Origin of the sequence: Burkholderia stagnalis (genome assembly GCF_902830275.1) — a bacterium.
Taxonomy (GTDB): domain Bacteria; phylum Pseudomonadota; class Gammaproteobacteria; order Burkholderiales; family Burkholderiaceae; genus Burkholderia; species Burkholderia stagnalis.
In genome coordinates, this window is the sequence record NZ_CADESW010000036.1 from 1 (window position 1) to 22909 (window position 22909).

Genomic DNA, 22909 nt, shown 5'->3' on the forward strand with positions numbered 1-22909 from the left:
GTCAGCGTATTTCATAGGGGCCCGCAGCGGCAGTACCGGCTGCAACAAGGCCGGATATAGAGCTGCTGCCCATCCTGTCTGTCGTAACACACGAGAACTGTTGCAAACGGGACGCGTTCATATAGACGACCCATGGGCAAGCGGATGTCCGCATTGTGCGGACTGGGCCTCGTATCGGCCGGCGCCTGCGCGCAGAGCAGCGTGACGCTGTACGGCATCGCCGATATCTACACCGAATTCCTCACGCACCAGGCCGCGCCCGGCGACAAGTCGTCGGTGTCGCAGGTGCGCATGGCGTCGGGCGGCAAGAGCGGCTCGCGCTGGGGCCTGAAGGGCGTCGAGGATCTCGGCGGCGGCTGGCAGGCGGCGTTCCGGCTCGAAAGCGGCTTCAACCTGAACAACGGCAGCGCCACCGGCGGCGGCGGCTTCGACCGCTCCGCGTGGGTCGCGCTGCAGCACGAACGCTGGGGCGCGCTGCGGCTCGGCCGCCAGTACTCGACGCTGTTCGACATCATGGAGCGCTACTCGCCGACCGGCGCGTATTCGACGCTGTACGAGCCGGCCGGCGCGGTCGTCGGCGTCAACTTCCGCGAGAACAACGTCGCCAAGTACATCGCGAAGGTCGGCGCGCTGACGCTCGAAACGCACTACGCGTTCGGCAACACGCCGGGCGCATTCCAGTCGAACGCCGCATACGGCGCGGGCTTCGACTATGCGGGCGGCGCGTTCTCGTTCGCCGCCGCGTTCGACGACGTCCACACGCCGCAGCCGGGCGGCTTCGCGCATTTCCGCCGCTACGCGGCATCCACGATCGTGCGGTTCGACCGTGCGCAGCTGATGGCCGGCGTCGTGCACGGCCAGAGCGGCGTGAACACGCCGTCGGTCGTCACACGCTACACGTTCTGGTGGGCCGGCATGCGCTACAGCATCAGCGATTTCCTGCAGGCGATCGGCGCGTTCTACTACGAGGACATCCACGCGCAGAACCCCGCGAACGCGCAGGCGGGCAAGCCGCAGCCGGCCAACCCGCAGCAGGTCACGCTGCAGTTGAACTACTTCGTGTCGAAAGCCACGACGCTGTACCTGGCGGGTGGCTACGTGCGCCGCGCCGCGCTCGATTTCGACAACTACAACTACAACTTCCTGCACTACACGCTCGCCGCCGGCCGCGCCAGCAGCGTGGGCGTCGCGCTCGGCATGCGCAAGGCGTTCTGAGCCCATTGCCTCTCCCCCAGCTTCAGGAACCTTCGGAGTTTTCCAAAATGAACCGCCGCCACTTCCTTTCCACGCTGTCCGGCGCCGCGCTCGCGCTGCCCTTCGGCCGCGCCGCTGCATCGCCCGCGGCCGACCCGCGCAACGGCCGCCCGGACCTCGCGCAACAGCTCGCCGACTACGCGGCCGGGCTGCAATACCACGACCTCGACGCCGCCACGGTCGAGACGGTCAAGGCGCACCTGATCGACGCGCTCGGCTGCGCGATCGCCGCGCACGACGAACGGCCGGTGCGCATCGCGCGCGACGCGGCGCTCGCGTCGCCCGGCGGCGTCGCGACGGTGATCGGCACCGCGCAGCGCACGAGCCCCGACCTCGCGGCCTTCGCGACCGGCACCGCGCTGCGCTACTTCGATTTCAACGACGCGTACGCCGGCAAGGAGACCGGCCACCCGAGCGACAACATGTCCGCATGCCTCGCCGTCGCGGAAGCGCAGCACGCGAGCGGCCGCGAGCTGATCCTGTCGATCGCGATCGCGTACGAGATTGCCTGCCGGCTGATGGACGCCGCCGCGATCAGCCCGCGCGGCTGGGATCACACGTGCTACAGCCTGCCGGCCGTCGCGCTCGCCGCCGGCAAGCTGATGCGCCTGCCCGCGCCGCAGCTCGTGCAGGCGATCAGCCTGTCGATCAACAGCCACCTCGCGCTGAACCAGACGCGCGTGCAGGAGCTGTCGAACTGGAAGGCGCTCGCCGATGCGGACGCCGCGCGCAATGCGGTGTTCTCCACGCAGCTCGCGCGCGCCGGGCTCACGGGCCCGTCGCCGATCTTCGAGGGGATGGCCGGGTTCTTCCCGCAGGTGTCGGGGCCGTTCGCGCTCGACACGGGCGAATTCGGCGGGCGCGGCGGCGCGTTCCGGATCGGCAAGTGCTTCGTGAAGTTCTATCCGGCGCAGGGGCTCACGCAGACGGCGATCCCGGCGGCGCTCGACGTCGCCGCGCAGGTCGGCGACCTGCGCCGCATCCGCCGCATCGAGATCCACACGACCGAGGTCGGCTACGTGACGGCCGGCCGCGACCGCGAGAAATGGGCGCCGTCGACCCACGAGACCGCCGACCACAGCCTGCCGTACATCGTCGCGCGCGCGATGCTCGACGGCGACATCACGACCGAGAGCTACCGGCACGACGCGCTGCACGATCCGGCGCTGCGCGTGCTGATCGACAAGGTCACGGTGCACGCGGACCCGGCGCTGACCGCCCGCTATCCGGCGCAGGCGCCGAACCGCGTGACGGCCGTGCGCGACGACGGCGCGACCTTCACGAAGCAGGTGGACGACCTGCCCGGCTCGCCGACGCGGCCGATGCAGCGCGGCGACTACGAAGCGAAGTTCGCGAAGAACTGCCGGCGGCACTGGCGCGACGCGCAGACGCGCGCGGCGCTCGACTACTTGTGGCGGCTCGACGAACAGCCCGACGTCGCGGCGCTGCCGTCGTTGCTGGTGGTCGGCTGAGGCTGAGCGGCGGCACGGCGGCACGGCGTCGGCGTTGTGGCGGCTCGACGAACAGCCCGACGTCGCGGCGCTGCCGTCGCTGCTGGTGGTCGGCTGAGGCTGAGGCTGAGCGGCGGCACGGCGGCACGGCGGCACGGCGGCAGCTAACGGCTAACGGCGAATGGCGGAGGGCGCGCTACGCCGCCACCGTAACGTCCTGTTCGAGCAATTCCGCGACCTCGACGATGCAGTTGCGCAGCCACGCATGCGCGTTGCTCGCGTCGTAGCGGCGGTGCCAGTACAGCGACCAGGTGACGGGCTCCATCGGCAGCGGCAGCTCGCGGATCACGAGCCGCGCATCGTCGAGGCTCAGCGCGTGCCGCTCCGACATGATCACCGCGTACGGCAGCGCGTCGAGCATGTTCGGCACGACGAGCCAGTGCGGCACGTTCAGCGCGATGCGCCGCGTGAAGTTCATGTTCGCGAGCTGGTTGTCGATCAGGCTGTGGTCCACCGGGTTGATCGACACGTTGAGGAAGTCGAGCGCGAGGAAGCGCTCGAGCGTCAGCGGCCGCTCCGCCTCCGGATGATTGCGGCTCAGCACGCAGACGAGCCGGTCCTGAAACACCGTTTGCGACGACAGCGTGCCCGAATGCGCGATGCCCGCGCTGATCGCCAGGTCGAGCCGCCCCGCTTCGAGCGCGTCGGCGGTCTTGGCCGCGCTCAGGTGCACGACGTCCATGCCGATATGCGGGGCCGTCAGCCGCATGAGGCGCAACAAGGCGGGCAACATCAGCAATTCGGTGAGATCCGACATGCGGACCGTGAAATGACGCTCCGACGTATACGGATTGAATTGATAATCCGATTCAAATAATGACTCGATTTGTTGCATGATCTGCCGAACCGGCAGCACGAGCGCCTGCGCGCGCGGCGTCAATTCCATGCCGAGGGTGGTGCGCGCGAGAATCTCGTCCTTGAACACGTAGCGCAGGCGCGACAGCGCGTTGCTGACTGCCGGCTGCGTGAGGCCGATCTTCAGGCCGGCCCGCGTGACCTGCTTCTCCGTCAGCAGCGCGTCGAGTATCACCAGCAGGTTCAAGTCGATCGATCGAAGATTCATGATTGTGACCATCCACTAAACAGGTTAATCACCGAACCCTAATTACGCGTTAACGCAATTAGAGAATTACCCTGATATTTAGTGCAATGCACAAGAATAGTCCAATCTTGACGCGCGGATAATTTTTCTATAGCCGCCGATACTGGATGGTTTTTTAAATTAAATCCGGTTCTACGCCCTGATTTTTCCGATTCGCTCGCCAATCGGCAATTGGTTTTCCATATTGTGCGATCGGGTTGCAGTGCAAAAAAGACGGGCGGCGGCCGCCACAAACCCGCCGCCCGCGCCAGGGCCTGTTCCCGCTCATAACGGGCTTGCGAACGTGACAAAAACTCCCTAGTGGGGCTGGCCGCCAGCGCAAGCCCGTTATGAGCGGGAACGGGCCCTAAACGGTCGCGACCGGATTCACCGGAGAGCCGACCACCCCGCGCAGATACAGCGGCGGCGCCGTCAGCAGGAACCGGTTTCGGCGGTGCGCGTGCAGCCAGCCGGCGAGCGGCGTCAGGTGCCACAGCTCGCCGAGGTGGATGCCGAGCTTGAACAGGCACAGCTCGTGCAGCGGCATCAGCGCGCCCGGCTGCGCGAGCGGCTGCGCGTTGTACGGACGCTCCTCGATCGCGTGGTTGTCGGCCGCGAGCGCGGCGAGGCCCGATTCGTCGATCCAGCGCAGCAGCCGCACGTCGCTGCTGTCCAGCACGCAGGCGCTGCCGACCGTCGCCGGTGAACCGCCGTCGTCGTGCAGCAGCAGGTCGGCGAAGCCGGTGTGGAGGCAGACGATGTCGCCGCGCTCGACCCGCACGTCGTCCGCGTCCATCACGCGCATCAGCTGGTCGAAGCCGACCTTGGTGCGCGCGTCGCCGAAGTGGCGCCGCAGGTCGATCAGCACGCCGCGCCCCTGCACGCCCGTCTGCGCCATCACCTCGATGCCGAGCGCGCGCGCGCCGCCCGCCGCATCGCCCTCCTGCGGCACCCGCAGGTGCTCGCCCATCCGGAAACCGTTGTAGAACACGATCTCGGGCACGCCGTCGTCGTCCGCGTCGAACAGGCCGCCCACGTGCGACAAGCCGTCCCACTGCGTCGAGAACTGCGAGTGCATGCAGAACGAATCGTCGCAGACCACATCGGTGGCGTTCGCCACCTGTTCGTCGGCGCGATAGCCGAAGTACGGCTTGCCGCCGAGCAGCGCCGGCATGATCGCCGGCGGCCGGCGCCGCGCGTTCAGCCCGCCGCCGCGCGGCACGTCGAGCGGCAGGCTCAGCGAGAACGACAGCCCGGCGCGCACCTCGGCCACGCCCTGCCGCACCTTCTCCGGGGTCAGCCAGTTCAGCCGCCCCTTCTGGTCGTCCGGGCCGAAATCCCCCCAGTTCGAGCCGGGCGGCCGCTTGTTCCAGCGCGGTGCGTTCAAGATGCGAGCCCTCCCGGCTGACCGGCGTGAGGCCGCACGCCGGACGTCAGTGCGGCGAGCGCATCGAGCGGCGCGTCGTCCACGAGTTCGCGCACCGCGTCGCGCAGCGCCAGCGCGCGCGTCATGCCGATCGCCGAGCTCGCCGCCAGCACGAACTTCGCGGTGAGCTCCTGCTCGGTGAGCGGCCGCGCGTTGGTGCCCTTGCTCGACTCGATCCGCACCTCCCGCTCCTCGCCGTCGCGCAGCTTCACGCGCAGCACGGCCGGCAGGAAATTCGGGAAGCGCGCGTCGCACCACGGATCGGCGACGCAGCGCACCTTCGCGGCGAGCGCGCGCCGCGCGGGCTCCTGCGCGCGCGCGTCGTCGAAATCGTCGAACCACACGCCGAGCCCGCCGCCGCCGAGCAGCGCGGCCGCGACCGTGTACGGCCCCGAGAACGCCGCCGCATAGCCGTTCGGCGGGTTCGCCTTCAGCTCGGCCGGCTCGCCGATCGTGCGCAGCGTCGAGGTCGCGACCCGCAGCTCGGCCCACACCACATCGTCGGCCGTCACGCCGTCCGCCTTCAGCTGCAGCGCCGCGTCGATGCCCGGATGCGTGAAGTGGTTGCACGGATACGGCTTGAAGATGATCCGGCTCGTTTCCCATTCGTCGCCGAGGCCGCGCAGCACCGCGCCGGCGTCGGCCAGGTCGCCGCACCACGCGTGGAAGAAGCCGAAGCGGCCTTCGAGCGCGGTGGGCGGCGCGGTCACGCCCGCGCCGGCCAGTTCCGCCGCGCTCACGCCCGCATGCGCGGCCCAGCCGCAGTGGATCCGCTTCACCGAGCCGCCGGTGCGGTTCGCCTCGAGCAGCCCCGCGCCCATGCTCGCGGCGATCCCGAGCGCGGCGGCGATCTGCGCGGCGTCGTGCCCGAACAGCATCGCCGCGGCGGCCGCCGCGCCGAGCGTGCCGCAGATCGACGTCGCATGCTGGCCGCGCTCGAAGAACACCGAATTGCCGAGCCGCGCGTTGTACGCGGCCACGCCGAGCCGGATGCAGATCTCGGTGCCGACCGTGATCGCATCGAGCAGCGCCGCGCCCGACGCGCCGCTCGCCTGCGCGGCGGCGAGCGCGGCCGGGATCACCGACGCGCTCGGATGCAGCACCGACAGCATGTGCGAATCGTCGAAATCCATCGCATGCGCGAGCGTGCCGTTGACGAGCGCGGCGCTCGCGGCCGGCAGCCGGTCCGGCGCGCCGATCACGCTCGCGCGGCCGCTGCCGGCCCAGCGCCGCGCGACCTGCAGCACCGACTGCGCGACCGGCTCGCCGTGCGCGATCAGGCTGTTGCCGACCACGTCGAGCACGCGCGCGGCGGCCTCGGCGCGCAGCGTGCGGCTCAGCCCGTCGGCGCGCGCCGCCGCCGCGAAGCGGCCGAGCGCGGCGACGATGCCGTCGGGCGGCAGCGCCGCGTCGCCGGCGCCGGGGCATGCCGCCGCCGGCCGTTCGGCGCGTGCGGCGGAGGGGGCGGAAATCGTATCGGGCGTGCTCATGCCAGCGCTCCACTGAGTCGAAGATTGTTCGCGAGCGCGAGCGTCACGCGCGCGTTCGCGATCAGCGGCGGCGCGACCACGCGGCCGTCCGGCAGCACGAACACCGACGACGCCGATTCCTTGCCCGCCGCCGCGTCCACCGCCTCCAGCACGCGCTCGGCCGCGCGGATCTCGTCCTCCGACGGCGTGAACACGTCGTTGATCACCGCGAGCTGCGACGGATGGATCGCGAAGCGGCCGAGAAAGCCCATCGATTTCGCGCGCAGCGTCGATTCCTTCAGGCCGTCGAGATCGGGCAGCGTGTGATAGACGGTCTGGATCGGCCCGGCCAGCCCGGCCGCGCGGGACACCACGACGCAGCGCGCGCGGCACACCTCGAGCGTGAAGTTGTCGACGCCGATCTGCAGGTCGGCGCGCAGGTCGCTCTCGCCGAGCCCGATGCGCTCCAGCCGCGGCGACGCGGTGGCAAGCTGGTAGGCCGTCTCGACGCCGTACGCCGATTCGATCAGGATCTGGATTCCCGCGTCGCAGCCGAGCGCGTCGAGCCAGCCCGCCACTTCCTGAATGTGCTGCGGCAGGTCGCATTTCGGCAGGCGCAGCGCCTGCAGCGCGGGCTGCGCGATCGCGTCGACGTCGTCGCGGCACCACGGGCTCGCGATCGGGTTTATCCGCACGTACGTTGGCTTCGGCGGGCCGTCCGCGAGAATCGCGGCAGCCGCCTTGCGTGCTTCGGCCTTGTGGCTGGCCGGCACGGCATCCTCCAGGTCGAGCACGATGGCATCGGCTTCGCTCGCATACGCCTTCTCCACGACCTGCGCCTTGTGCGCGGGCACGTACAGGTAACTGCGGTAAGTCGCGCTGGTTTTCATATCACGCCTCGTTCGGTCAAATCGGCGATCTCGCGCCGCTCCAGGCCCAATGCGCCGAATACTTCGTCGTTGTGCGTGCCGCGCGGCGGGCCGCCCCAGCGGATCGCGCCGGGCGTGTCGGACAGCCGGAACGGCACGTTGTGCGTGCGGAATGCGCCGAGCTCCGTGTCCGGCACCGACACGACCGAGCCGAGCGCCGCGTACTGCGGATCGTCGAGCACGTCGGTGACGTCGTAGATCGGCGCAACCGCCGCCTGCGCGCGCTCGAACTCGGCGATCACGTCGTCGCGCGTGCGCTGCGCGATCCAGCCGCCCACGGCCGCATCCAGCTCGTCCGCGTGCTTCGCGCGCTCGACGCCGTTCGCGAACCACGGCGCGTCGATCAGGTCCGCGCGGCCGACCAGGTGCATCACGCGCTCCGCGATGCTGTGCGCGGACGTCGACAGCGCGACCCACTTGCCGTCCGCCGTGCGGTACACGCCGCGCGGCGAATTGTTCGGCGAGCGGTTGCCGGTGCGTGCGGGCACCTTGCCCGTCTGGTCGTAGCTCGCGATCTGCGCGCCCATCGCCGCGAGCATCGTCTCGATGATCGCGAGATCGACCACCTGCCCGCGCCCGGTGCGCTCGCGCGCCTTCAGCGCCGTCATGATCGCGAACGCGGCGTTCAGCCCCGCGACGGTGTCCGCGAGCGGGAACGACGGCAGCAGCGGCGGCCCGTCGGCCTCGCCGGTGACCGACGCGAGCCCGCTCATCGCCTCGGCGAGCGTGCCGAAGCCGGGGCGGCTCGCATACGGGCCGAACTGGCCGAAGCCCGTCACCCGCACGAGCACGAGCCGCGGGTTGAGCGCGGCGAGCACGTCGTAGCCGAGCCCCCAGCGCTCCAGCGTGCCGGGCCGGAAGTTCTCGACCACCACGTCCGCCTGCGCGGCCAGCTCGCGAAACAGCCGCTGGCCGTCGGGCGTGCCGAGATTCAGCGTGACTGCCCGCTTGTTGCGCGCGAGCACCTTCCACCACAACGGCACGTCGTCGCGGCGCGCGCCGTACTTGCGCGCCGGGTCGCCGTCCGGGTGCTCGACCTTGATCACGTCCGCGCCGTAGTCGGCCAGCATCGTCGCGGCGAGCGGGCCCGCGAACAGCGTCGCGGCGTCGATCACGCGAATGCCGTCGAGCGGCGCCGGCCGGGCGCTTTCCGACGCCGTGCCGGCGTCGACATCCTCGGCTTCCACAGAGGCCATGGCGTTCTCCATGCAAAGAAATCGAACGGCGCGCCGCGCGCCGCCATCATCTGCATGACTAAGCATCGTGCAGCGGGGCGAACGCGGCGCGCACCCTGCCTGTCAGACGGCGTTGATCCGGTAGATCGGGAAATACGTCTGGATCTTCCCGTTCAGGTAGTCGGCCGCCAGCTTCGGCACCTCGTCGAAATCGAAGATCTCGGTCGGCTCCTGGCCGATCCAGCCGGTCGATTCCTGGAAGTCGCGGATCGTGATGCTGTCGTCGTAGCGCCATGCGTGCGTATGGATGTGCAGGCGGCGGTTGATGCATTCCGTCGCGCGCAGGTTCCACAGGCGCATGCCGGTCTTCCAGCCGACCGTCGTCACGATGCCGGTGCGGCCGACCACGCGCATCGTCGCGCGATACAGCGCGCCGCCGAGGTTGTCGAGGAAGATCGCGACGCCGCGCCCGCCGCTCAGCTCGGCGATCGTCTCCGCGAACACGCGCTCCGACTCGCGGTAGCTTGCCTGGTACTCGGGATCGCTCTTGTAGCGTGCGTCGTCGTACGCGAGGTTCGGGAACTTGCGGCGGTCGACCGGCGTGATGCCGAGCTTCGCGAGCTCCTCGAGGCGGCGGTCGTTGCTCGCCGTCATCGCGACGCGAAAGCCCTCGCGCTTCGCGAGCTGCAGCTCGGCGAGCGTCGTGCCGCCGCCCCAGCCGAACACCAGGTAGTCGGCCGGGTCGACGTCCGGCAACTGCGAGCGCCAGCACGCCGACGCCACCTTCCAGTTGTCCCACGCGGTGAAGTAGCGGCCGTAGGTCGCCCATTGCAGCAGCGAATGGCGGCTGTCGGTCGGCACCGGCACGAGGTTGTCGGCGCGCATCTTCGTGCGCTGCGCCATCACGCCTATCGTGCCCGGCGCATCGTACGCGTAGACGAGTTCCGCGAACCCGTATTCGTCGCGCTTGCCGAACGGCATCACCATGCAGATCTCGCCTTCCGTCAGCGACGTCACGCCGCTGCCGCGCTCCGCGATCCGCACCAGCGCGCCGTTGCCGAGCACGATCTTGTCCTCGCGGCGCTGGCGGCAGATGTCGACCGGGTTGCGCGACAGCGCATGGTCGAGGTTCGCTTCCCACGATCCGTACAGCGGCTCGACGAGCACCTCGTCGGCGGCCAGGTCGGCAAACTCGAAGGTTTCGCGCCGCAGCTCGCCCGCGACGGGCGCGTGCTGCTTGCCCGGTTCCGGTCCTGCGTAAAGCACCCATGCATCGGTCTTGATCATCGTCATTCCTCGGTTAATGACTAGGTGGCATGCCGAACGGTTCGCGCCGCTCAGCGCGCCAGGGCCTGCTCCAGTGCCGCCTCCACGTCGGCCGCTGCGGCGACCTGCCCGAGCTTCGGGAAGATCTGCGTCAGCGCGAAGTGCTGCGCGTCGGTCGACGACGTGCTCACCGCGTCGCTGACGACGACGACGTTGTAGTTGTTCTCGTAAGCCTGGCGCGCCGTCGATTCGACGCCGATGTTGGTCGCGATGCCCGTCAGCACGACATCGGTGACGCCGCGGCGGCGCAGCTGCACGTCCAGGTCGGTGCCGGTGAACGCGCCCCACTGGTGCTTCGTCACGACGATGTCGGACGGCTGCACGCCGAGCGCCGGCGCGAACGCGCTCCAGTTCGGGTCGAGATTCGGCGGCGCCGACGGCGCGTCGGTCTTCACCTTCAATGCCACGCCGCCGTCCGGCTGGTAGCTCGTGTGCACGTAGATCACGGGCAGCTGCAGCGCGCGGAACGCGGTGGCGAGCTGCACCGTCGTGGCCACCACCTGCGCGCCGGTGTAGGGCACGACCGGCAGCGACACGATGCCGTTCTGCAGGTCGATCGCCACCAGGGCAACCGTGCGGTTGAGCGTCGGAATGGACATGTCGAAAGCCTCACTTTTGTTGTGGAACGGAAGAAGATGTGGCGCCGTCGAGATGCCGGCTCGACGCCGCGTTGAGCAGCAGCAGCACGCTGATCACGGCCAGCACGATGGCCAGTTCGCGCAAGCCGCGATCGCTCGCCGGATGGCCGAGCGCGAGGCCGACCAGCGCGAACGACAGGCTGCCGCCGACGTACTGCGCGGTGCGGTACAGCCCCGACGCGGTGCCGATCCGGTCGTGCGGCGCGCTCTGGTAGAGCGTCGCCTGGTTGCCGAGGTTGTTGAAGCCGTTCGGCACGCCGAACACGATCGACAGCAGCACGATCGACCAGACCGGCAGGCTGCTGGTCATCAGGCTCATCACGACGCTGCCGACGCACAGCATCGCGGAGCCGATGATCAGCACCGGCCGCGAGCCGCGGCGGTGCGCGATGCGGGTCGCGAGCATCGTCGCCACCGTGCCGATGCCGGCGATCGGCAGCATCACGAGGCCCGCGTCGGCCGCCGACAGGCGCTTCGCCTCCTGCAGCCACATCGGCAGCGCGTAGAAGATCGCGTAGAACACCGCGTAGGTGCCGATGCAGCGCAGGTAGGTGCCGAGCAGCGCGCGGTTGTCGGCCAGCATGCGGATGTCGATCAGCGGCGTCGCGGCCTGCCGCTCGCGATGGATCAGCAGCGGACACAGCACGAGCGTCGCGGCGAGCAGCGGCCAGTCGGGCTCGCGCGACACCGACTGCAGGAACAGCAGCAGGCTCGCGAGCGTCAGCACGAACAGCGCGACGCCGGGCAGATCCAGTTCTCGCAGCGTGGCCCGCAGCGTGCGGTGCGCGGATGCGCCGCGCCACGCGGGGTCGGCCGGGATCCACAGCCACGCGAGCAGGAACGCGGCCAGCACGATCGGCACGTTGATCCAGAAGATCGCGCGCCAGCCCGCGAACTGCACGAGCGCGCCGCCGAGCGGCGGCCCGAACGCGACGGCCACCTGCGCCGCGACCGAGATCGCACCGAGGCCGCCCGTCGGCGTCGCACCGTTCGCATGCTGCTGCGACCACGCGCGAATCATCGCCATGCCGGCCGGATATGCGGCCGACGTGCCGAGGCCGAGCGCGACGCGCGATGCGATCAGCCAGCCGAGCGTCGGCGCGAACGGCGCGAGCGCCGACGCGGCCAGCACGATCGCGAGGCCGATGCAGAAGATCCGCTTCGCGCCGAAGCGGTCGGCGAGCCGCCCCATCGTCGGCTGGCCGACGGCCGTCGCGAGATACAGGCCCGACACGAGCCACATCGTGTCGATGCGCGCATGCGCCGCGCCGGCCGGCGCGAATGCCTGCTGGATGCTGACGAGCGCCACCGCGATCATCGACGAGTTCAGCGCGTTCAGCAGCGTGCCGAGCACGATCGGGCCCACCAGCCGCGCGGGCAGGCGCGGGCCGGCCGAAGGGGCCGGTTGGGTCGCATGCTCGCGTCGATCGGGTGTCGTTTTCATGGCGTCGTCGTGTAAGGGATGTGCAACATGATTCGCGTGGTTCGCTGAATTTCGAACGTGCGTTCACCTTACCGTTTCGATTGCGTCGGATGAAATGGATTGTTGCGATGCACACATTCGTCGCTTGAATGCCGCGCATGCGGCGTGGCGTGACCGATGCGGCGCGGCAGCTTGCGAGCGGCATCGCCGCCTGCCGCGCCAGCCTTGCCCGGCAGGCGAATCGGCGCAGCGCGGCGGCCTGTGCGAACGCCATGCGGGCTGCCGCGCATGAAGTGCGAATAACACCCTGGATGACAGTTTTATGCCGCAGTGCGATGCCGCATCAGAGGGGGTGCTCTAGCGGATGCCGCGATGCACCGGATAGCGCCTGCTGCGTTGCCGCGATGAAACGCTTTCGACTTGCCCGCAGCGCCGCACGCGCGCAATCGCCGCGCGGACGGGCATGGCGCGTTTCATGCATATCGCGATCCGATTCACCGGCCTGCACGTGCGCCGGCCGCCACGCCCCGTCGCGCGTCCGCCTCCGTCCGAAGGAGTGAACCATGTCTCTCGCATGCAAGGGTTTCGCCCATGGATACAGCATCTCCCGCGCCGTAACGATGTTCGCCCTGCTCTCGTTCCATGCGATCCAGCCTGCCGCCGCGCAGACGCTCGCGATCCAGGATCTCGGCACGCTGCCCGGCGGCGCATACAGCTCGGCCACCGCGATCAACAACAGCGGCCAGGTGGTCGGGCGGGCGTCGATCGCGCCGGACGGGGTGGTCATCCACGCGTTCCTGTACCGGCAAGGCGCGATGATCGACCTCGGCACCCTGCCGGGCGGCGACGTCAGCCTTGCATACGGGATCAACGAGCGCGGGCAGGTGGTCGGCAGCGGCGACGCGGGCCCGAGCACCGTGTCGCGCCAGCCGTCGCACGCATTCCTGTACGACGGCGGCCTGATGACGGATCTCGGCTTCCCGCCGGACTTCTTCGCGAGCGACGCCGCCGGCATCAACCAGCACGGCCGCGGGCAAGTGGTCGGCACCCTGTACAACGGGCCGCACGGCGAAGGCCATGCCTACGTGTACGACAACGGACACTTCAGCGACCTCGGCTCGCTGCCGGGCTACTTCGACAGCAGCGCGACGGCGATCAACAACCGCGGGCAGGTGGTCGGCACGGCCGGGCGCGGCGCGCACATTCACGAGCCGCCCCATGCGTTCCTGTACGACAAGGGCGTGATGACCGATCTCGGCACGCTCCCGGGCGGCAAGTACAGCTATGCGAACGCGATCAACGATCGCGGCCAGGTGGTGGGCGACGCGACCGTCGCGAGCGGCAGCACCCACGCGTTCCTGTACCAGCGCGGCACGATGATCGATCTCGGCACGCTGCCGGGCGGCAGCTACAGCTCGGCAACCGGGATCAACAACCGCGGGCAGGTGGTCGGCTTCGCGGATACCGCCGACGGGGACATGCATGCGATCCTGATCGAGAACGGCGTGATGACCGATCTCGGCACGCTGCCCGGCGGCCATCGCAGCCAGGCGGCCGGGATCAACGAACTCGGCCAGGTGGTGGGCGAAGCCACGACGTCGACCGGTGCGACGCACGCGGTGATGTGGAGCCGGTAGGGCCTGGTCACGCTAATAACGGGCTTGCGAACGTCCTGCCGGCTGCAGTGCAAGGAGCACGGAGCGCCGTTTGGCCGAGCCAAACAAGCGACGCGCGACGCCGCAATGCGGCCGGCCGGCGCGTTCAGTGCAACGCAGCGACGACGCCGGCGAGCGGCATCTCGCGCACGATCACGCACTCGCCCGCGACGCGCCGCGCCGAGCCCGTGCCGGCCGCCACGACGAGGCGCGCGTTCCCGCAATCCGGGCCGCCCTGGTCGATGACGACGTCGCCGGCCGCGGCCGCGAAGCCCGCGTGGCGCACCACGGTCGGCGCGATGCCGGCGGTGGCCATGTCCTCCTGCATGCCGCAGCGCAGCGGGAAGTGCCGCGCGACGAGACGCGGCGCCGCTGCGTCGCACACCGCGTAGACATAGAGGCCCGTCGTGTCGAGGCGCGTGCACAGCGCGTCGCGGCGTGCGGGGTCGAGCGCGATGTCGCGCAGCGCGGCCGCGTCGGGCAACGCGACGAACAGCTTGTCGCGCGGCGCGCCGACTGAGCGCGCGAGCGCTGCGCCGGCCGCGCGCAGCGCGTCCGGGTTGTGCAGGCCGAGCGCGGCCAGCGCGTCGACGAGCGCGTCGCCGTCGACAGGCTGCGAGCCGCCCGCTTCCTGCAGGTACGACCAGCGCCCGTGCGCATCCTGCTCGACGCGGATCGGTGCGCCGCCGACGTCGAACACCTGCGCGGCTGCGCCGCCGTCGCGCGCGGCGAGCCATGCGGCCGCGGCGAGCGTGCCGTGACCGCAGAACGCGATCTCGCCGCCCGGCGTGAAGAAGCGCAGGCCGCTTCCGCGCGGTGTCGCGTCGCGCCGGATCCAGGTGACTTCGCATTGCAGGCGGTCGGCCACAGCCGCGCACGCTTCGACGTCCACTCGTTCGTGCACGCCGGTTGCGAACACGATTGCGGCGTTGCCGCGTTGCCCGTTGATGCTGAATGCGTGAACCCGTGCGGCATGCGTGATCATGTCGGGTGCCTTGTATCGGCAAGGGGGTTGAAAGGGTCGCATCGTCCGGCGATGCCGGGAACGGTCGTCGGTGGCCTGAAGCAGGCCTGATTATCGGCGCTTCGCGGATTCTCGGTGAACCTGGGACAGGCTGTCGGCGATCGGCCAGAAGCGGCCGCTCGACCTCCGCGGCCAGTTCGTCGACAATGCAGCTGCGGAAGACGTCGAGCTCGGAGATATGGACAAAAATCGAGAGTTTTTTCTGCCGTTCGGAATCGACCTTAGGGTTGAGGACGGTACCGCAAGTATCGAATCCGACTTGCCGGAGTCGCTTCCTAGTCATAGCGACCCCGTCGAAAACGCGCGCATCGTTGGGGTCGTTGAAGGCGTCGAGCAATTGTTGCTTTCGCTGGCGCGTGTCGGTATCGATTTATCCAATCCACAGTTCGCGCAGGCAATCCATGACTGCGTAGCCAACTTGCAATCTGGCTGATCGGCAAACGGCCATGTCCGGCCACTTGGAGACGTTCGACAGCTCGGGCTGGATGGTTGACAATCGATCACCATTAACCACGCGGGGTGCTCATGAACACTGATTGGCAGAGCTTGCGCAAAACTATGTATTCGGCCGAGCGGCCGCCGGAGTGGCCTGATGGTGTGCGCGCCATATCCATAGATGGGACGTCATTCATTGGGGTCCACACGGAAACTGGCGAATTGTATTGGGACGGCAAGAAAGTGGTTATTCAGAAGCCAGTCACCTTGGGGTCATTTGAACGCGCTCTTGCCATCTTGGCAGCAGTAGGCACCTTCGGCGTGTTCATTCTCGATTTGGGCCGATTGATGGGATGGTGGAAAGGCTGATATGGAGTGGGGTCACAGACGTGCCTTCAACGGCCAAGACTGAATGAGGTGAATGACTGCTTCGGGTGGCGCGCGCAGCCGATCGCAAACTCGTGCGGCTCAGGTTGCGCATGCTTCTTGCATGATGCAGCACGCGGTCGTCGACGGACGCTGATCCATACTTGCACCCGGACGTTTGAATGTCGGCTCCACCTCACGTGCTCCGTGCCCTGAGATTAAGAGGGGCGCTCCACAGCATACCTTGGTCATCAGACTGGCTCGGCCAAAATACGGCAGTTGATGGTAAATCAATTGAAAAATTCTAAAATTGGCAATCTGTCCCCAAATGACTGGGAAGCACTCTAGTTCTTTCCCTTATCTACGCAAAGAAAGAGGCATCAATCGAAGCCGATCTGCTACGCTAATTAATACGCCAGGAAAAAAGGTGGCAGAGTTGGATCTGCTCTGGGGCATCGGGGGAATTTTAGTATGTCAATCGAAAGCATCTACAGTTTTCTGACCTATCCAAAGAATCATGAGCGGGCGGCCGACGCCATCGATGGCATTCACATCAAGCCAGACGAGGGCAAGCTTTCCAAGATGCTTTCGGAAGTATTTGATAGCGCCAAGTCTAGACGCGATGTTCCGGTCACGTTCGTTTCCGACAATAAAATCAATCCGATCCGGGAGCAGTTACTTGCTTTCTTTACAAAGCCGAGGTTAGCAAGTGCGCTCCCGTTGGCGCGATCATTGCAAGCAGCAACGCCCGGTACCGCAGGTATGGGGTTATTCTTCGTCTGCTTGGGGGCTGACGAGGGCAAGGCAGGTAAACGCACCGTGCTTTCTCGCTTCGCTGCGGACGAAGGGGTTGTGGCTAGCAAGAACGGTAGCGCGCTAAGTGTGGAGTTTGTTGAGCAAGTTTTCTTAAAGAACGCACACACATACAAAGCTGCGACATATCGGCACGAGACAGGTAAAAACGACACATGGAAAGGCATTGCCACAGATCGACAGCTAAATCACGGGTCGAAAGCAATCGCCGACTATTGGATTGTGGACTTCCTGCGCTCAGAACTCACAACCACTGCGGCGGAGGGCACCCGCCGCCTCGCGATCGCCATGAAGGATGCAAGCAGATCTACCGGTGACCCTCAAGTTCGTGGAGAGATCGTCGCAGCCGCGCGACTCGCGGGCAATTTAACATCGAACGCAATGACTATTGAGCAGTTTTGCGATCAGTTCGCGATGTCCCAAAGGGCCAAAGACGCAGTGAAAGCTGCTGTTAAGCCCGCGCGTCTCATCACAGAATCGTTTCGGTTCGATGCCGACGAGTTCATTCGGCATGTCCCATACAAGCAGATAGAACTTGATAATGGCGCAACTTTGTCCGCGCCGACTGATAGATTTGAGGACGTCTTCAATCCGACGAAAATAGGCGATGCCCACGCCTATTCCACGCAAGGGATGATCGTGGACGAAAAGCTGGGGTCTAGGCGATGAGCGACGAAGAACTCTTCGCTGAGTATTCGCGCCGGCATGCGAATATTCTTTCCCCCTTGGCTACGGGCCTGGCGTCATTCTTAAGTCAGCGTGTCGACGGAATGGAGCACATCGATCGAGTCAGCGCGCGCGCCAAGGATCCTGCGCGATTCCTCGCAAAGGCAGTCAAAGAAACCGGAGGGAAGCGCAAATATGCGGATCCCTTTAGTGAAATCCAGGATCAGGTTGCTGCTCGAATCACAGTCTTCTATCTGTCGGACGTCGAAGTTGTCGAGGTGAAAGTCATGAAATACTTCAATCGCATCGAAGCAAACACACTCATACCAGATTCGCCGAAGCAATTTGGCTATGAAGGTAGGCATCTAGTGTTGGCGATTCCCGAAGAACTATTCGAGGACGAAGAGCATTACGATGCCCCGGATTTCTTTGAATTGCAAATTAAGACGCTTTTTCAACACGCTTGGGGAGAAGCCGAGCACGACCTATCCTATAAACCGACAGCATCGCTAACCGAACTTCAAGCGCGGGAGATTGCGTTCACAGCAGCACAGGCTTGGGGGGCAGACCAAATGTTTGCCAAGCTAGCTAAAGAACTAACAGTTAGATAATTTCGTTATCTTTCGGTGACGACTGCAGTAATCCGCAACGGGCCATTCGGCGGAGACAAGTTCGAACGTCCGAAAAGGGTCGAACAGCGACATCCACGAAATTCCCCGAAGAACCTGAATTCTTCCACACCGCATCGCACATCAACCAACCTTCTCCCCATCCCTACCAACCAGAAACCACGTATTAAGCTCCCCGATCCCCTTCGCCGCGATCGTCCCGCGCGCCTCGCACACAAACGCCGCGCCGAGCCGCTCACGCGTCGCATCCGTCACCTGCACGCGCCCGGCCACCCCTTGCGATTCCATCCGGCTGGCGAGATTGACCGCCTTGCCCCAAAGATCGTAGATGAACTTCCGCTTGCCGATCACGCCGGCCACCACCTCGCCGCTGTTGATACCGATGCGCAGTTGGAGATTGCCGCCCCTGAGCGCATTGAAGCGCGCCATCGCGTCGATCATGTCGAGCGCCATGTGCGCGGCCCGCGCCGCATGGTCCGCCACCGGCTCCGGCAGCCCGGCCGCCGCCATGTACGCGTCGCCGATGGTCTTGATCTTCTCGAGGCCGCGCCGGTCGGCGATCGCGTCGAACTCGGTGAAGATGTCGTTGAGCATCTCGACGAGCTGCTCGGCGCTCATCCCAGCCGCGAAGCCCGCGAAATCCACGATGTCGGCGAACAGCACCGACACCTCCGGAAAGCGGTCCGCGATCACCTGCGGGAAACGCTCGGGCATCTCGTCGAGGTGGGCCTTCAGCCGCTGCGCGATCGGATAGGGCAGCATGTTCAGCAGCAGCCGCTCCGACACCTTCTGCTCGGCGACGACCTTCGCATACAGCCGCTTGAGCTCGTCGCCCTGCTCGCGCAGCGTGCGGTTCAGCACGCGCACCTCCAGCATGTTGCGCACCCGCATCAGCACTTCGGCGAGATCGAACGGCTTGCTGATGAAATCCTTCGCGCCGGCCTCCAGCGCACGCAGCTTGTGCGCCGGCTGCGCGGTGATCACGATCACCGGCAGGTAGTTGTCCGCCTCGAGCGCCTTCAGGCTTTCCATCACCTCGAAGCCGTCGGTGCCCGGCATCTGCAGATCGAGCAGGATCAGGTCGTAGCGGTGCGCGCGATGCAGCGCATGGACCTCGGCGGCATCCATCGTCGACGACACGTTCACATAGCCGGCCCGGCGCAGGATCTGCTCGAGCAGCAGCACGTTCGCCTCCAGATCGTCGACGATCAGGATGCGCGCGCCGAGGATCGCCGCGGGTTCGCTCATGATGGGCCGCCCCACGCGCGACGCGCTATGGCCTGCCGTCCGCCGCCGCGACGGCTTCGGCCAGCGCCTGCATGAACTGGTCGATGCGGATCGGCTTGGTCAGGTAGCGGAAGAAACCCGCTTTCAGGCCCTTTTCGACATCGCGCGCCATCGCATTCGAGCTCAGTGCGACGACAGGAATGTCCGCCGTCTCCGGCTGCGCGCGCAAGCGCGCCAGCGCGTCGATGCCGCTGATGTCGGGCAGGTTGATGTCCATCACGATCACCCGCGGCCGCGCGCGGCGCGCGAGCTCGACGCCGTGCCCGCCGGTCGCGGCGCTCAGCATGCGCAGGCCCGCGCGCCGCGCGACGAGCTGCTCGACGAGCTTCAGGTTCGCAGGGTTGTCCTCGATATAGAGCACGGTGTGCGCGGGCAGGCCGGCGGCATCGCCGCCGATCGCATCGCCGGCCGGCGCGGCGGGCTGCTGCACGGCGGCGGCCGATGCGCATTCCGGGGCCGGCGCCGCATCGAGTTCGATCCAGAACACGCTGCCCTCGCCGACGGTGCTGTCAACGCCGATCGCGCCGCCCATCAGCTCGGTCAGCCGCTTGGCCACCACCAGGCCGATGCCGGTGCCTTCTTCACCGCCGGCTTCCTGCCCGAGCCGCTCGAACGGCTGGAACAGCCGGCCGAGCTGGTCGGGCGACAGGCCCGGGCCCGTGTCGCGCACGCTGATCCGCACCCGGCCCGGCGGATGCGTCGCACATTCGACGTCGACCGTGCCCGCCGGGCGGTTGTACTTGACCGCGTTCGACAGCAGGTTGACCACGATCTGCTTGACGCGCGTGCGGTCGGCGCGCACGTGGGTGAGCGGCCCGACCGGCGCAAAACGCGCATCGATGCCGCGCTGGCGCGCCTGCGGCGCGATCATCGACGCGCATTCGTCCAGCATCTCGCTCAACGGCACCGCCTCGATCGACATCGGCACCTGCCCCGATTCGATCCGCGCGAGGTCGAGCACTTCGTTGATCAGCTCCAGCAGATGCCATCCGGCCCGCAGAATCTGGTCGATGCTCGCCTGTTGCGACGGCGTTGGCGGCGGCGCGTCGGACGCCATCAACTGCGCAAAGCCGAGGATCGCATTGAGCGGGCTGCGCAGCTCGTGGCTCATGCTCGACAGGAAATCGGACTTCGCGCGGTTCGCGCGCTCCGCGGCGGCCTGCGCCTGCTTCTGGTCCTCGATATCGGTCTCGGTGCCGAACCACTTGACGATCCTGCCGTCGCGATCCCGGTACGGCAGCGCGCGGCACAGAAACCAGCGATACCCGCCGTCCGCGCTCCGCAGCCGGTACTCCGTCACGAACTCGTCGCCGGTCGCGATCGAGTGCGCCCAGCGGTCGTACACGGGCTGCAGGTCGTCCGGGTGCACGAACGGCGACCAGTTGTCCCAGCCCTGCGCCTGGCTGAGCGTGATGCCGCCGAAGTCGAGCCCGCGCTGGTTGACGAAGTCGATCGAACCCGTCGGGTCGGAGGTCCACACGATATGGGGGATCGCATCGGCGAGCGCGCGAAAACCGCGCTCGCCGTCGATGGCCTCGTCCGCCTCGCGGGGCGATTGTGCAGACGGATCGGCTTGGTGCATTCGCATGATGGTTTCCCGGATCGCGCACGGACGCACCTTCAGTTTAGGACTCCATGCTCAGGCCCGATGCCCCGAAATCGGCCCCGCCTCGCCGGTCAGGTTCAGCACGCTGTCGATCCACGCGAGGAAGGTCGAGAACGTGAAATCCGACCATTGCTCGGTGCGGAACGCCTTCATCACGGGCGTGTCGGCCGGGTCCCGCTGGTTGAGCAGGTCGGCGACGAAGGTGCCGATGTCCGCGTCGATGCCGTTCTCGTGGATGCCCGAGCCGGTGAAGCTGACGGCCGTCACCTGGTGGTTCGCGATGAAGCCGTTGCGCGCCCACGGCATGAAGTAGCCGAAGTTCGGCAGCGGGTTGATCGTCTGCTTCAGCACGTCCAGCTCGCGTTCGAACATCGCGAGCGACAGCGCGTCCTTGGTCGCGTCGTCGGGCGCCGCGATCACCGCGGGCACGAACGCGCGATAGTGGTACGCGGCGATGATGCGGTCGCGCTGGTAGCTCGAGAAGCCGAAGCGGTCGTGCGGAAAGGTCGCCGACAGCGCCGCGTACGCGCTGCCCATGTTGCCGGGATCGAAGTAGCGCGTGAGCCGCGCGTTCACCGTGATCATTCCGTCGGGCGCGTCCATCCCCCATTCGCTGCGCGCCTTCGCGTACAGGCCGACCGACGGGTGGGTCGCCGGATCGGCGTCGAAGGGCGTATTGAAGACCGTGCCGGCGTCGTTGAGCAGCGAGCTGTGCGCCTGCGGCTGCAGCGTGGCGCGCAGCGTCGCGTAGTTGGCGAGCGTGCCGTAGCCGCCCGCGCTCATCCCGTACACGAGCAGCCGGCCGGGCTGGCCGAGGCCGTGCGCGACGAGCCATTGCGCGACGGCCTGGATGTTCTTCAGCCCGCTGTAATGCTGCACCCGCCAGTCGCCCGACGGCGACGTGTAGCTGCGCACCGCGCTGCCCATGTGGATGTCGCCGGTGCAGTACGGCACGAACACCTGCGTCCAGTCCTGCGTCTCCACCTTCGGTTCGCCGACGAGGATATGCGCGAGGTCCATCCGCGTCATCAGCGGCGACAGGAACGACGCCTTGATGGTCTGGCTGGTGGTGCCGTTCATGTAGTTGTGCGGGATGCCGTCGGGGTTGAAACCGCCGAGGCCCGCTTCCGGGCCGGTGGCCGTCTGCGTGCAGGTGCCGTGGTCCCAGCACGCGCCGCCCGGCTCCATCATGTACAGCAGGTTGTCCGACTGCGCGCGGTTGATGTAGAAGCGCATCGGCGTGCCGTTGCCGCACGACGCGCCGCTGCTTTCCGGCAGCGTCACTTCGTACCACGAATAATAGGGAATCGCCGGGTCCGGCGCGGCGGTGCCGGCCGCGTGGCCGTTCAGTGCCGCGCAGCCCAGCAGGGTCGCGACGATCAGACGCGTCAGGCGTCGTGCTGTGGACATGCCCCCTCCTTTTCTATCGACGTGATGGGATCGCCGCGCCCCGCGCGGCGCGATGCGGCCGGCGCTCAGTGCGGGCCGGCCGGTGCGGCGCCGTCGAACAGCTCGACCCGCAGCGCCTGCAGGCGCTGCGCGATGACGGCCTGTTGCAACGCGGGATCCGGCACGCTCGCTTGCGCTTGCCGGACGATCTCGCGGCTCTGCTGCGCGTACGCCAGATAACGCGGGTCCTGCGCCGGCGACGGGCCGACGGTCTGCCGCGCGTAGGCGTCCCACTGCTCGCGCATCGACCGGATCGCCGCGCCGCGCGTCGCGGCATCGGCATGCACGTCGATCAGCAGCGCCGCGCCGAGCGCTTCTGCCTGCACCGGCACGATCTCGTGGCGCGCGACATGCTCGGGCAGTTCGTCGAGGATCCGCCGGGCCAGCGCGGCCCGTTCGGCGTCGGGCAGGCTGTTGCGGCCGTTGCCGTACGCGGCCACCGTGTCGCGAAAGCGCGCGAACGCGACGATGCGCAGCAGTTCCGCGTCGGCATCCGGCCGCGCCGCGAGGCTGCGGCGCAGCGCGTCGAGATCGAGCCGGCGTTCTTCGGGGCCGGGCGCGGCCTGCGCCGGGCCATCGGCCGGGCCGTTCGGTGCGTTCGCGGCGGTCGCCGCCGGTGCACCGGACTGTGCCGCGCTCGCCTGCAGCGGCGACGCATAGCGCCATGCCGCGACGACGGCGACGATCGCCGCCACGATGCCTATGCGCCGCCAGAGTCTGCTGTTCTTGTTCACGACGTCTCCTCGA

Annotated in this window: 20 protein-coding genes; 7 read left to right on the plus strand and 13 right to left on the minus strand. The window is 67.6% G+C overall.

All coding sequences use genetic code 11. The annotated features are described in order from the left end of the window. Positions 1-132 precede the first annotated feature (132 nt). Both HWY45_RS34675 and HWY45_RS34680 read left to right on the plus strand, forming a co-directional pair. Entirely contained in the window at positions 133-1215 is a 1083-nt protein-coding gene (locus tag HWY45_RS34675) for a porin (protein WP_059882949.1), read from the plus strand. Positions 1216-1262: 47 nt separating this feature from the next. Then, positions 1263-2726, plus strand: coding sequence for an MmgE/PrpD family protein (locus HWY45_RS34680; protein WP_059882948.1), 1464 nt, complete (start codon positions 1263-1265; stop codon positions 2724-2726). 175 nt (positions 2727-2901) lie between these two features. On the opposite strand, the gene HWY45_RS34685 is transcribed toward HWY45_RS34680, so the two are convergent. The 8 genes from HWY45_RS34685 to HWY45_RS34720 all read right to left on the minus strand — a co-directional run bounded on the left by HWY45_RS34685 (position 2902) and on the right by HWY45_RS34720 (position 12253). Further along, on the minus strand, positions 2902-3828 hold the full coding sequence (locus HWY45_RS34685) for a LysR family transcriptional regulator (RefSeq protein ID WP_059882957.1): 927 nt from the start codon (positions 3826-3828) through the stop codon (positions 2902-2904). A 385-nt stretch (positions 3829-4213) separates the two neighbouring features. Beyond that, complete coding sequence (locus HWY45_RS34690; RefSeq protein ID WP_059882946.1) at positions 4214-5233, minus strand: cyclase family protein; 1020 nt, start codon at positions 5231-5233, stop codon at positions 4214-4216. Then, positions 5230-6762 carry an MmgE/PrpD family protein gene (locus tag HWY45_RS34695; protein WP_059882944.1) on the minus strand — a complete coding sequence of 511 codons (1533 nt, stop codon included), beginning with the start codon at positions 6760-6762 and terminating at the stop codon, positions 5230-5232. Before HWY45_RS34695 ends, HWY45_RS34690 begins: the two co-directional genes overlap by 4 nt. After that, positions 6759-7631 carry an HpcH/HpaI aldolase/citrate lyase family protein gene (locus HWY45_RS34700; protein ID WP_059882942.1) on the minus strand — a complete coding sequence of 291 codons (873 nt, stop codon included), beginning with the start codon at positions 7629-7631 and terminating at the stop codon, positions 6759-6761. Before HWY45_RS34700 ends, HWY45_RS34695 begins: the two co-directional genes overlap by 4 nt. Continuing rightward, positions 7628-8866: a CaiB/BaiF CoA transferase family protein gene (locus tag HWY45_RS34705; protein ID WP_375862149.1), complete on the minus strand. Its 1239-nt coding sequence runs from the start codon at positions 8864-8866 to the stop codon at positions 7628-7630. The genes HWY45_RS34700 and HWY45_RS34705 overlap by 4 nt, the downstream gene beginning before the upstream one ends. 102 nt (positions 8867-8968) lie before the next feature. Beyond that, positions 8969-10132, minus strand: a complete 1164-nt coding sequence (locus HWY45_RS34710; protein ID WP_059809133.1) for a quinone oxidoreductase family protein — start codon at positions 10130-10132, stop codon at positions 8969-8971. Positions 10133-10182: 50 nt separating this feature from the next. Then, on the minus strand, positions 10183-10770 hold the full coding sequence (locus tag HWY45_RS34715; RefSeq protein WP_059882939.1) for a hydrolase: 588 nt from the start codon (positions 10768-10770) through the stop codon (positions 10183-10185). Between the two features lie 10 nt (positions 10771-10780). After that, on the minus strand, positions 10781-12253 hold the full coding sequence (locus HWY45_RS34720; RefSeq protein ID WP_059882937.1) for an MFS transporter: 1473 nt from the start codon (positions 12251-12253) through the stop codon (positions 10781-10783). Between the two features lie 599 nt (positions 12254-12852). Between HWY45_RS34720 and HWY45_RS34725 the strand changes: the two genes are divergently transcribed. Then, positions 12853-13869 carry a DUF3466 family protein gene (locus tag HWY45_RS34725; RefSeq protein ID WP_230946964.1) on the plus strand — a complete coding sequence of 339 codons (1017 nt, stop codon included), beginning with the start codon at positions 12853-12855 and terminating at the stop codon, positions 13867-13869. Positions 13870-13993: 124 nt separating this feature from the next. Here HWY45_RS34725 and HWY45_RS34730 read toward each other — a convergent pair whose 3' ends face one another. After that, positions 13994-14872: a PhzF family phenazine biosynthesis protein gene (locus HWY45_RS34730; RefSeq protein ID WP_059882931.1), complete on the minus strand. Its 879-nt coding sequence runs from the start codon at positions 14870-14872 to the stop codon at positions 13994-13996. Between the two features lie 217 nt (positions 14873-15089). On the opposite strand from HWY45_RS34730, the gene HWY45_RS34735 reads away from it, so the two are divergent. From HWY45_RS34735 to HWY45_RS34750, 4 genes are all read left to right on the plus strand, one after another. Continuing rightward, positions 15090-15344 carry a hypothetical protein gene (locus HWY45_RS34735; protein WP_059882929.1) on the plus strand — a complete coding sequence of 85 codons (255 nt, stop codon included), beginning with the start codon at positions 15090-15092 and terminating at the stop codon, positions 15342-15344. A gap of 92 nt (positions 15345-15436) precedes the next feature. Next, positions 15437-15715 (plus strand): hypothetical protein, encoded by a 279-nt coding sequence (locus HWY45_RS34740; RefSeq protein WP_230942306.1) that lies wholly within the window; start codon positions 15437-15439, stop codon positions 15713-15715. Between the two features lie 468 nt (positions 15716-16183). Further along, positions 16184-17194 carry a hypothetical protein gene (locus HWY45_RS34745; protein WP_060131814.1) on the plus strand — a complete coding sequence of 337 codons (1011 nt, stop codon included), beginning with the start codon at positions 16184-16186 and terminating at the stop codon, positions 17192-17194. Next, a complete protein-coding gene (locus HWY45_RS34750) occupies positions 17191-17802 on the plus strand; it encodes a GTP pyrophosphokinase (protein ID WP_081059719.1) in 612 nt (203 codons plus the stop codon). Before HWY45_RS34745 ends, HWY45_RS34750 begins: the two co-directional genes overlap by 4 nt. A 141-nt stretch (positions 17803-17943) precedes the next feature. Here the strand turns inward: HWY45_RS34750 and HWY45_RS34755 are convergent, their stop codons facing one another. The 4 genes from HWY45_RS34755 to plcR all read right to left on the minus strand — a co-directional run bounded on the left by HWY45_RS34755 (position 17944) and on the right by plcR (position 22896). Continuing rightward, positions 17944-19068 (minus strand): adenylate/guanylate cyclase domain-containing protein, encoded by a 1125-nt coding sequence (locus HWY45_RS34755; RefSeq protein ID WP_059882923.1) that lies wholly within the window; start codon positions 19066-19068, stop codon positions 17944-17946. A 25-nt stretch (positions 19069-19093) separates the two neighbouring features. After that, positions 19094-20695: a hybrid sensor histidine kinase/response regulator gene (locus tag HWY45_RS34760; RefSeq protein WP_414143460.1), complete on the minus strand. Its 1602-nt coding sequence runs from the start codon at positions 20693-20695 to the stop codon at positions 19094-19096. A 51-nt stretch (positions 20696-20746) separates the two neighbouring features. Beyond that, positions 20747-22123 (minus strand): pectin acetylesterase-family hydrolase, encoded by a 1377-nt coding sequence (locus tag HWY45_RS34765; protein WP_059882919.1) that lies wholly within the window; start codon positions 22121-22123, stop codon positions 20747-20749. 65 nt (positions 22124-22188) lie between these two features. Further along, complete coding sequence (gene plcR / locus HWY45_RS34770) at positions 22189-22896, minus strand: phospholipase C accessory protein PlcR (RefSeq protein ID WP_059882917.1); 708 nt, start codon at positions 22894-22896, stop codon at positions 22189-22191. Between the last annotated feature and the right edge of the window lie 13 nt (positions 22897-22909).

Bases quoted from the DNA above. Each gene is read 5' to 3' on its own strand.
- HWY45_RS34705 (WP_375862149.1), bottom strand. From the start codon at position 8,866: ATGGCCTCTGTGGAAGCCGAGGATGTCGACGCCGGCACGGCGTCGGAA.
- HWY45_RS34725 (WP_230946964.1), top strand. From the start codon at position 12,853: ATGTTCGCCCTGCTCTCGTTCCATGCGATCCAGCCTGCCGCCGCGCAG.
- HWY45_RS34745 (WP_060131814.1), top strand. From the start codon at position 16,184: ATGTCAATCGAAAGCATCTACAGTTTTCTGACCTATCCAAAGAATCAT.
- HWY45_RS34720 (WP_059882937.1), bottom strand. From the start codon at position 12,253: ATGAAAACGACACCCGATCGACGCGAGCATGCGACCCAACCGGCCCCT.
- HWY45_RS34695 (WP_059882944.1), bottom strand. From the start codon at position 6,762: ATGAGCACGCCCGATACGATTTCCGCCCCCTCCGCCGCACGCGCCGAA.
- HWY45_RS34685 (WP_059882957.1), bottom strand. From the start codon at position 3,828: ATGAATCTTCGATCGATCGACTTGAACCTGCTGGTGATACTCGACGCG.
- HWY45_RS34700 (WP_059882942.1), bottom strand. From the start codon at position 7,631: ATGAAAACCAGCGCGACTTACCGCAGTTACCTGTACGTGCCCGCGCAC.
- HWY45_RS34715 (WP_059882939.1), bottom strand. From the start codon at position 10,770: ATGTCCATTCCGACGCTCAACCGCACGGTTGCCCTGGTGGCGATCGAC.
- HWY45_RS34765 (WP_059882919.1), bottom strand. From the start codon at position 22,123: ATGTCCACAGCACGACGCCTGACGCGTCTGATCGTCGCGACCCTGCTG.
- HWY45_RS34735 (WP_059882929.1), top strand. From the start codon at position 15,090: ATGGACAAAAATCGAGAGTTTTTTCTGCCGTTCGGAATCGACCTTAGG.
- HWY45_RS34675 (WP_059882949.1), top strand. From the start codon at position 133: ATGGGCAAGCGGATGTCCGCATTGTGCGGACTGGGCCTCGTATCGGCC.
- HWY45_RS34730 (WP_059882931.1), bottom strand. From the start codon at position 14,872: ATGATCACGCATGCCGCACGGGTTCACGCATTCAGCATCAACGGGCAA.
- HWY45_RS34710 (WP_059809133.1), bottom strand. From the start codon at position 10,132: ATGATCAAGACCGATGCATGGGTGCTTTACGCAGGACCGGAACCGGGC.
- HWY45_RS34755 (WP_059882923.1), bottom strand. From the start codon at position 19,068: ATGAGCGAACCCGCGGCGATCCTCGGCGCGCGCATCCTGATCGTCGAC.
- HWY45_RS34750 (WP_081059719.1), top strand. From the start codon at position 17,191: ATGAGCGACGAAGAACTCTTCGCTGAGTATTCGCGCCGGCATGCGAAT.
- HWY45_RS34760 (WP_414143460.1), bottom strand. From the start codon at position 20,695: ATGCGAATGCACCAAGCCGATCCGTCTGCACAATCGCCCCGCGAGGCG.
- HWY45_RS34680 (WP_059882948.1), top strand. From the start codon at position 1,263: ATGAACCGCCGCCACTTCCTTTCCACGCTGTCCGGCGCCGCGCTCGCG.
- HWY45_RS34740 (WP_230942306.1), top strand. From the start codon at position 15,437: ATGAACACTGATTGGCAGAGCTTGCGCAAAACTATGTATTCGGCCGAG.